Raw genomic sequence first — 8,621 nt, 5'->3', positions numbered from 1 at the left:
GCGCCGCGGCGGCCGCAAGCGGCGACGGCGCCCCGTGGGGCGCCGTCGCGGTGGAACGGGAAGCGGGCTGGCTCGCGGCGGCGGGGCCGGCGCCGGGCAGCGTCGATCAGGCCAAGATCGCAGCGCGGATCGAATTCGGATCGAATCAGGATCGAACCGGACCGACCGGCGCCGATCAATCGTCGTCGCGATCGCGCCAGCGGCCGTTGTGGCGGCCATGATCGTAGTAACGGTTGTCCCAGCGATGATCGTTGCGGCGATCGTAGCGGGCGTCGTAATAGGTGCTGCGGCACTTGCCGTGCTTGTTGCAGTCGCGATCGTAGTAGCGGCGGTCGCCGTAGCGACGGTCGTTCGCGTAATAGCGCGGCGGCGGCGCCGGGCGATAGCGGTAATCGACGTAGCGCGGGACGTTGCGGTAATAGGTCGGACGGCCCCAGCGGTCGTGGACCACCACCAGGCGATCGTTGTAGCCGTAGTTGCCGTAACGCCAGTACGGGGTGTTGTTGCGCACGATCACGTCGGCGATGTCGACGATGACCCGGGTCAGGTCGTCGGCGCGGGCCGGCGCGGGCAGCGCGACGGCCGCCGCGCCGAGACCGGCGGCGAGAGCGACGGGGGCGAGCCAGCGGGAAAGAACGGTCATGGCGGTCTCCTGGGGGATGCCCGCATCGTCGGCGGGCAGTGCGACTTTGCGGCCGCCAGGGTGAACCGGTTTTTAACCGTTCGCGCCGCTTTCACGGCCGCTCAGTCGCGGTTGCCGCGCGCCGCGGCGCGCGCATGCGCTGGTAACGTTTTCAGCCGGCTTCGGCCGTGCGCGCCAGTTCGCGCACCGTCTGCGGCAACTCGGCGGCGCTGGCGACCCGGCGCAGGCGCGGCGCGTCGGCGGCCACCTCGGCTTCGTTCTCGTGCGCCCAGGTGGTGTGGTAGGGGACGTGGATGCCCCAGCCGCCGAGTTCGAGCACCGGCGCGATGTCCGAGCGCAGCGAATTGCCGATCATCGCGAACTGCGCCGCCGGCAGGCCGAACTCGCGCAGCAGCCGGGCGTAGGTGCCGGCGTCCTTCTCGCTGACGATCTCGATGCGGCGGAACAGGTCGGCCAGGCCGCACTGCTTGACCTTGGCCTCCTGGTGGAACAGGTCGCCCTTGGTGATCAGCACGATCTCGAAATCCGCGGCGATCGCCGCCACCGCCTCGGCGATGCCCGGCAGCATCTCGACCGGGTGGCGCAGCAAGTCCTTGCCCAGTTCGACGATGCGGTGCAAATCGGCCGCGCCGATGCGCTGGCCGGTGATCGCCACCGCCGCCTCGATCATCGACAAGGTCATGCCTTTGACGCCGTAGCCGAACACGCCGATGTTGTTCTTCTCGATCTCGTACAGGCGCTCGTGCAGGCGCGCGTCGCCGAGATCGACGTACTGGCCGACGATGCGCTCGAAATCGAGCTGGGCTTGGTCGAAGTAATCCTGGCTGCGCCAGAGGGTGTCGTCGGCGTCGAAGCCGACCATGCGAAGAGGTGCGCTCATGCGCGGATTATCGCGCATTTGCGCGGCGCCCACGGTGGACGCGGCGGCACGCGCGCTGCCGCCAGGCAACGCATAGTCGCGCGGCGCGACCGCAGTCGCAGATCCGCGCCGGCGCCGCGGTGGGCCGGGTCGGAGGACCGACAAAAAAAGGGCGGCCGCCAGGCCGCCCTTCGCACAACGCAGGAAGTTCCTGCACCCCAAGGGGACGGCCGGGCTGGCCCGGCCGCCCTGACTGCGCTTACTTGCCGCCGCTGCTGGCGGCGCCGCCGCCCGACTGGGCCTTGGCGACGTAATTCTTGTACTCGTCCGGCGTCAGCTGGCCGTTGGCGTCGGTGTCGGCCTGCTCGAACACCTGGCTCAGCGCCGGCACGGCCGCGGCCTCGCCCTTGCTGAGGCTGCCGCTCTTGTCGGTGTCGACGTCGGCCCAGCTCTTCTTCTGCGCGCTCGGCGCCGGCGCCGCGGTGGCGGCGGCCGGATCCTGGGCGGCGCTGGCCGCGGCGGCGTCGCCGGTCGGCGGCGCCTGGTCGGCGGTCGACTGGGCGAACGCCATCGGCGCGGCCAGCGCGGCGGTCAGGGCCAGGGTAGCGATCAGCGGCTTGCGGGACTTGATGTTCATCCGTCGGTACTCCTTCGGTAGGTGAGCCGTGTTGCGAACGCCGCCTCGTCGTCGGCGCATCGCAGGGCGTGTGGTGCTGCGAGGCACGGGGCCACCTTGCCGCCGCGGTTCTGAACCGATCACCGCGCGCAAGAGTTAAAGCTACGTTGGTTTAACCACCACGCCGCGTACAAGGATTAGGCGCGGCGAGAATCGCGGCGACGCGGCACGGCAAAAACGTGACTCGGCGCGGCAAATCGTTAGCGCGTCGTTCGACGCAATTCGCTGAACGCAACACAACCTTTACGAATGCGCGGTGCAGTAACGCGGTGGCCGCTGCGTTTGCGGGAGCTCGCAGAGCGGAACCGAGCGGAGAGGAAAGCGGAACGAGCGCCACAACTTGTTTCTCTTTTCTCTCCGCTCGATTTCGGGGCGTCCCGATCGCCTGCGCCGCAGACCGGCACGCATCGCCCCAACGCTAGACAGGCTTCTGTACCCGTGCGTAGCGCACATCGCGGGTCTCGCGGTCTGCAGCGGCCACGCGCAGGCATTCGGCCGCCTGCGCTTCCAGTCCGGCGCGCTCGGCCGCGGCCAAGCGGCGGAACGGGAGAATCGTCAGCGTCGCCGCGCGCGCATCGCGCTGCAGTTTCCACACCCCGGCGACGAAGCCGTCGATCAACACGGTCGCGGCGACCAGGCCGTTGCGGGTGTACACCGCCGCGCGCGCGGATTCGGCGAGGATGCGCTCGCGCCGCGCATGGGCCAGCAAGACGTTGTCGAACTCCGGCAGCAGGCGCGGCGGCGCCGGCAGCTCCGGCGGCGGCCGCGGCGCATCGGGCAGGTCGAACAGTTCCGTGCCGTCTTCGTCGCGGAACACCAGCAACTGCGGCCGCAGCCGGCGCAGGCGCTCGGCCGGCGCGGACAGGCCCGACCAGGCGCCGAAGTCGCGCGCGCTGGCCGGACCGAACGCGCCCAGATAGCGCAGCGCCATCGCATCGGCGGCGTCTTCGCCGGACTCGTCGGCGACCGCGGCGCCGAGCCAGTCCAGCGCGGTGGCGAAGGCCGCGGGCTTGTGCCAATCCCAACAGCCGGCCGGCGGCACGTGCACCAGCGCCTCGGCGCTGCGCACCAGCAGCGCCAGTTCGCCGCAGTCGCGATCGGGCCAGTGCGCGCGCAGGGCCTCGCCGAGTTCGGCCGCGTTCAACGGCGCGGCGCGCAGCGCCGCGAAGCCGGCGCGGCGCAGCTCATCCAGCTCCAGGCCGCGCAAGGCCTTGGCGTGGCCGCTGGCCAGCGACAGGCGCCGCAACGCCGGCTGCAACACCGGGCGCAGCGCGCGATAGTCGGCGGCGCTGACCAGGTGCAAGGTGCCGCGCATCATCGTCGCGCGGACGATGCGGCGCGCCTGCATCGCGCGGGTCAAATCGTCCAGCGCGAACCGCTGCAGCCGCGTCCATAGCCCCAGATACGGCGGATTGGGCGCCTGCGCCTGCACGCCGACCAGGCGCTCGACCATCGCCTCGACCGATTCATCGCTGCGTTCGAGCAACGACTGCCGCGCCAGCAGGGCGCGGTTGAGCGCGCGCGCGGACAAGGTCGGCGGCGCGGCGGCGCCGCGCGTTTTCGTCGTCATCGGCCCGGTCACTCGCGCGGACAGCGCGGCGGCCAGTGCGGATCGCCCTTGCCGTCGCGCCACAGGAACAGTTCGCCCGAGCGTTCGCCCTTGAGGTCGCGCGCGAACAGCATCGAATGCCCGTCCGGCGACAGCAGCGCGCCGATCTCGCTGCCGTTGGCGTCGATCGCCGGGCCGAGCTTGACCCGCTTCGACCAGCCGTGCGCGCCGCGGACGCTCTGGTACAGGCCGTCGGCCGCCATCAGCACCATGCGCTTGCCGTCGGCGGAGACCAAGGGCTCGTATTCGTCGTCGGGCGTGTTGAGCGCCGGCCCCAGGTTCTGCACCGTCCAGGCGCCGTCGCCGCCCTGCCGCGCGCGCCACAGGTCGGTCTTGCCGAGGCCGCCGGGACGGTTGGAACCGAAGTACAGCCAGCCGTCCGGCGCCAGCCGCGGAAACCACTCGGCGCCGGGCGAATTGACCGGCTCGGGCAGGCGCTGCGGCCGGCCCCAGCGGCCGTGCGCGTCGCGCTCGACCCGCCACAGGTCCAGATCCTTGCGCTTGCTCCCTGCCGGCAGCGGCGGCGCGCCGTCGGGCGTGCGCGAGGAAATGAAGTACAGCGCGCGGCCGTCCGGGGTGAACCAGGGATCGGCCTCGACGCCGTCGCCGGCGAACGCCGGCTCGACCGGCTCGCTCCAGCCGTCGGCGCCGCAATGGCTGGTGAGGATGCGCCAGCCGGTGAAATCCGCTGCGCTGCGCACGAAGTAGAGATCGCCGGTGAGCGGATCGAACGCCGGGTGCGATTCGAAGCGCGCGCTGGCGATGCGCGCCGGCGCCCACGGCTCGACGCTCTCGCCGCGCGCGCCGAAGCCCGGAACGGCCGCGAATGCCGGCGCGGCGGCCAGGCACGCGGCCAGCGCTGCGAGCGCGAGCCTCATGCGTCGTCCTCCGCGTACACCGCCACCGCCGGCTCGCCGTCTTCCTCGACGCTGACCGCGACCACGATCGGACGGCAGCAGACCTGGCAATCCTCGATATAGCGCTGGTCGCCGGCGGACTCGTCGATCAGCAGCTCGATCGGTTCGCCGCAATAAGGACAGTGCACTTCCACGCTGGGCAGCATGCGCGACTCCGGGAGGCGATGGCGGCGGCAGGATGCGCGGCGCGGGCGGTCCGCGTCCAGTGACGTTCCTCACCCGCGGCGCGCGGCCGGGCTCACCGCGGCTTAACCCGACCCGGCGGAGGCTGGCGTTACACGGCCCGGCGGGCACGCCGCCGTGCCCGGCCGGTGCCGACCGGCGTCCCCTGCGGACGCCAGCGACGGCGGCGCGCGGAGGGCGACATGAAAACCCGGCATGTGTTCAGCACCCACGATTTGATCGTCGCGCAGACGGCGATGGACGCCGCGCGCGAAGCCGGCGTGCGCGACGACGACATCCTGTTGATCGCGCGCTCGGACATCGAGCTCGAATCGATCCCCAACGAACGCAAGGAAGCCGACACCGACCTGATGCCCGCGGCGCTGCGCGGCGCCGGCTACGGCGGCGCGGCCGGATTGCTGGCCGGGCTGCTCGCGGTGGTGGTCACCCCGATCGGCCTGACCGTGGCCGGCACCGCCGCGGCGCTGGCCGCCGGCGCGATGGTCGGCTGCTGGGCCTCGGCGCTGATGGGTTCGGCCCTGCCCGACCCGATCCGGCGCAAGTTCGACGCGCACATCCGCGCCGGCCGCATCCTGGTGGTGATCGACGGCGACCGCGATCTGCTCGGCCGCGCCGAAGCCTATGTGCTCGCGCGCGCGCCCGGGGTCGAGATCCTGCCGTTCGACGCGCCGACGGCGCTGGCTTGAAACGACGGCGCGGCTGCGGCTGCGGCGCCGCGTTCGCCGCAGGCGTCGCGCGCAGCGTTTGCGCGCGGGCGAACGCGCGTTCGCAACACGCGTCGCCGACGCGCCGACGCGGCGACGACGGCGCAGCGCACGCGCATATGCAGCAATCGCGTGACGCGCGTATGCAGCGAATTCGGCCGCGCGCGGCACGGCATCTCGCCCGCTTACGATTTCCTAGCGCGCAAGCCTCATTGCGCGCGTGATCGCGGTTGAAGATCGCTCGCGGTGCGCGCGCGCACGCGGCGAACTGCCGAGGCGGTCGCAAGATCGCGCGCGCGGCGGGTGGCACTCTCGGCCGGCCTTCCCCAACGCACCACGCCGGAGAACCGCCATGAAGCTCACCACCCTGTCCCTGTTGTGCGCCGCCGCGCTGTCGCTGCCCGCCGCCGCGTTCGCACACGATGCGCAGGACGCGCCGGCCGACGCCGCGGCAGCCAAGGCCAATCCGTTCACCGCCACCGAGGTGGCGCGCTTCAACGAACCCTGGGCGATGACCTTCCTGCCCAACGGCCGTTTGTTGGTCACCGAAAAACGCGGCCAGCTCAAGGTGCTGACCATCGGCGGCAGCGCGCAGACCATCACCGGCGTGCCGGCGGTCGCCTACGGCGGCCAGGGCGGCCTCGGCGATGTGATCCTGCATCCGCAGTTCGCCAGCAACGGCCTGATCTACATCAGCTACGCCGAGAAAGGCACGACCAGCGGCACCGCCGGCGCCACCGTCGCGCGCGCCAAGCTCAACCTCACCAGCAGCGGCGGTTCGCTGAGCAATCTGCAGGTGCTGTGGCGCCAGCCCAAGGTCACCGGCAGCAACCACTACGGCCACCGCCTCGCGTTCGGGCCGGACCGCAAGCTGTGGATCACCTCCAGCGAGCGGCAGAAGTTCGACCCGGCGCAGGATCTCAACTCGCCGCTGGGCAAGGTGATCCGGCTCAACGACGACGGCAGCGTGCCGACCGACAATCCGTTCTACAGCCGCGGCGGCGTCGCCGCGACGGTGTGGTCGTACGGCCACCGCAATCTGCTGGGCATCGCCTTCGATGCGCAGAACAAGCTGTGGATCCATGAAATGGGCCCGGCCGGCGGCGACGAACTCAATTTGATCGAGCGCGGCTCCAACTACGGCTGGCCGCTGGTGTCGCAGGGCGACCACTACGACGGCACGCCGATCCCGCGCCACAGCACCCGCCCCGACCTCAACGCGCCGGAAGCGTGGTGGACGCCGGTGATCGCGCCGGCCGGCTTCGTGATCTATTCGGGCACGCGCTTCCCGGCCTGGGCCGGCAGCGGCCTGATCGGCGGCCTGGCCTCGCAGGCGCTGGTGCGGGTCAAGTTCAACGGCAACACCGCGGCGGAAGCCGAGCGTTATCCGATGGGCAAGCGCATCCGCGAGGTCGAGCAAGGGCCGAACGGGGATGTGTGGCTGTTGGAGGATGGGACGAATGCGCGGTTGTTGCGGCTTACGCCTATTTGAAGCAAGAACGAGTTAAGAGGAACGAGGAACCAGTAGAAACGGACTCGTTCTTTCGGAAACTAAAAAAGCGGGCTTCGGCCCGCTTTTTTTGTCGGTGCTCGACCAAGAACGCGCTTTTACTCGTTCCTCTTTACTCGTTCCTGCTTCACTGCGCCGCGCGCAACGCCGGCTTCCGCGTCCCCAACGCCAACTGATAGCGCTGCAACAACGCCTCCACCTTGGCGATGTATTCCTGCGTCTCGCGATACGGCGGCACGCCGCGGTAGCGCGTCACCGTGCCGATGCCGGCGTTGTAGGCGGCGGTGGCCAGGGTCAGGTCGTTGTTGTAGCGGCGCAGCAGCGACTTGAGGTGGCGCGCGCCGGCCTTGATCGATTCTTCCGACGAAAACGGATCGCCGACGCCGTATTCCTTGGCGGTTTCCGGCATCAGCTGCATCACGCCCTGCGCGCCCTTGCTCGACACCGCCTTGGCGTCGAAGCCGCTTTCGGCGTGGGCGATCGCGCGCAGCCAGGCGTCGTCCAGGCCGTTGGCCTTGGCGGCGCTGCGGAATTGCGCGGAGAACTTGTCCAGTTGCGGCTTGCCGACCTTGCCCAGGCCCGGATGCGCCGGTTCGCCCGGCGGCGTTTCCACGGTGAAGCCCATCACCCGCACCGAGCCGGGCAGGTTGCGCGTGCTGTAGACGGTCTTGCCGTCCTGCTGGCGCTCGTAGAGGTTGCCGTTGATGACGCCCATCGCGCCCCACAGGTTGGGCAGCTTCACCGCGTTGTCGTCGATCTGCCTGGCCTCGCAGCGCGAGCCGGGTTCGGGCGTGGTGGCGAGGCTGACGGTGCCGTCGCGCACGCAGCGGTAGACGGTGCGCGCCTGCGCTGCGGTGCTCGCCAAGGCCAGCAGCGCCGCGGCGGCGGCCAGACGCAAGGCAAGGGTTCGGGCGGGCGCGGCGGCGGTCATGAGGCGCGATTCTAGGGCCGCGCGCGCGGCCGCACAGCGCCGGAAGTCAGGGGCCGGGGGCTGCGTTCATTCAGGTCAAGATGCCGTGGGCGGAGGGGTGGAGTGCGCGAGGTCGGAGACGAAAGCATCGGGGCTCAAGCCCCTCCCACAAAGATCAAAGCCTTTCCCACAAGAATGAGAGCCTTGCCGCACCACCCGCAGCCGCAGTCGCGAGACCGACCCGCCACAGCACGGGTCTTATGGGACGCCCTTCAGGCCCGAGTCTTTCCGGCCCGAGACGATCAAGCGCCGATCCGCCCGGCCATGCAGCGCCCATCGACCAAAAAGCGGGCGCAACGCGATCGACTCGCCCAACCACGCCGCGCCCGAGGGAACCCGCCCGAGCGAACTCGATCCGGGTTCTTCGCTGTCCGATCGGTTGCGGCCCGACCGGTACTGCCTGAACGCCGCGGCCGATCCGTAGGCCGGCCGCGGCGTTCTCGAAACGGTTTACGGCCGGATCGCGCTCGCCTCGGCGCGAATCCGGCAGCGGCGGCCGGGCAGGCCGGCCGCCGCGGGCATCAGCCGCCGTCGCCGCTGGTCGGCGGCG

10 protein-coding genes are annotated in these 8,621 nt (G+C 70.8%); 3 read left to right on the top strand and 7 right to left on the bottom strand.

Annotation, left to right across the window (positions count from 1 at the left end):
- A partial coding sequence (locus tag A7A76_RS00800; RefSeq protein WP_206409404.1) for a hypothetical protein occupies positions 1-221 on the top strand: 221 nt, incomplete at its 5' end.
- Here A7A76_RS00800 and A7A76_RS00795 read toward each other — a convergent pair.
- From A7A76_RS00795 to A7A76_RS00770, 6 genes are all read right to left on the bottom strand, one after another.
- Positions 176-643, bottom strand: a complete 468-nt coding sequence (locus tag A7A76_RS00795) for a hypothetical protein (RefSeq protein WP_206409403.1) — start codon at positions 641-643, stop codon at positions 176-178. The genes A7A76_RS00800 and A7A76_RS00795 overlap by 46 nt on opposite strands.
- Before the next feature lie 151 nt (positions 644-794).
- Positions 795-1,523 carry an HAD family hydrolase gene (locus A7A76_RS00790; protein ID WP_241200647.1) on the bottom strand — a complete coding sequence of 243 codons (729 nt, stop codon included), beginning with the start codon at positions 1,521-1,523 and terminating at the stop codon, positions 795-797.
- A gap of 238 nt (positions 1,524-1,761) precedes the next feature.
- Complete coding sequence (locus tag A7A76_RS00785; protein WP_206409402.1) at positions 1,762-2,139, bottom strand: EF-hand domain-containing protein; 378 nt, start codon at positions 2,137-2,139, stop codon at positions 1,762-1,764.
- Between the two features lie 457 nt (positions 2,140-2,596).
- Positions 2,597-3,748 (bottom strand): winged helix DNA-binding domain-containing protein, encoded by a 1,152-nt coding sequence (locus A7A76_RS00780; RefSeq protein ID WP_206409401.1) that lies wholly within the window; start codon positions 3,746-3,748, stop codon positions 2,597-2,599.
- An 8-nt stretch (positions 3,749-3,756) separates the two neighbouring features.
- Positions 3,757-4,665 (bottom strand): TolB family protein, encoded by a 909-nt coding sequence (locus A7A76_RS00775; protein WP_206409400.1) that lies wholly within the window; start codon positions 4,663-4,665, stop codon positions 3,757-3,759.
- A complete protein-coding gene (locus A7A76_RS00770) occupies positions 4,662-4,850 on the bottom strand; it encodes a CPXCG motif-containing cysteine-rich protein (protein ID WP_206409399.1) in 189 nt (62 codons plus the stop codon). The genes A7A76_RS00775 and A7A76_RS00770 overlap by 4 nt, the downstream gene beginning before the upstream one ends.
- A 219-nt stretch (positions 4,851-5,069) precedes the next feature.
- On the opposite strand from A7A76_RS00770, the gene A7A76_RS00765 reads away from it, so the two are divergent.
- Entirely contained in the window at positions 5,070-5,573 is a 504-nt protein-coding gene (locus tag A7A76_RS00765; protein ID WP_206409398.1) for a hypothetical protein, read from the top strand.
- A 370-nt stretch (positions 5,574-5,943) separates the two neighbouring features.
- Entirely contained in the window at positions 5,944-7,083 is a 1,140-nt protein-coding gene (locus A7A76_RS00760; RefSeq protein WP_206409397.1) for a PQQ-dependent sugar dehydrogenase, read from the top strand.
- A gap of 145 nt (positions 7,084-7,228) precedes the next feature.
- Here A7A76_RS00760 and A7A76_RS00755 read toward each other — a convergent pair whose 3' ends face one another.
- Positions 7,229-7,999, bottom strand: coding sequence for a lytic transglycosylase domain-containing protein (locus A7A76_RS00755; protein WP_241200646.1), 771 nt, complete (start codon positions 7,997-7,999; stop codon positions 7,229-7,231).
- Positions 8,000-8,621 lie beyond the last annotated feature (622 nt).

It is taken from the genome of Lysobacter enzymogenes (assembly GCF_017168095.1).
Lineage (GTDB): Bacteria > Pseudomonadota > Gammaproteobacteria > Xanthomonadales > Xanthomonadaceae > Lysobacter > Lysobacter enzymogenes_D.
This window is presented reverse-complemented; position numbering and strand designations above follow the sequence as displayed.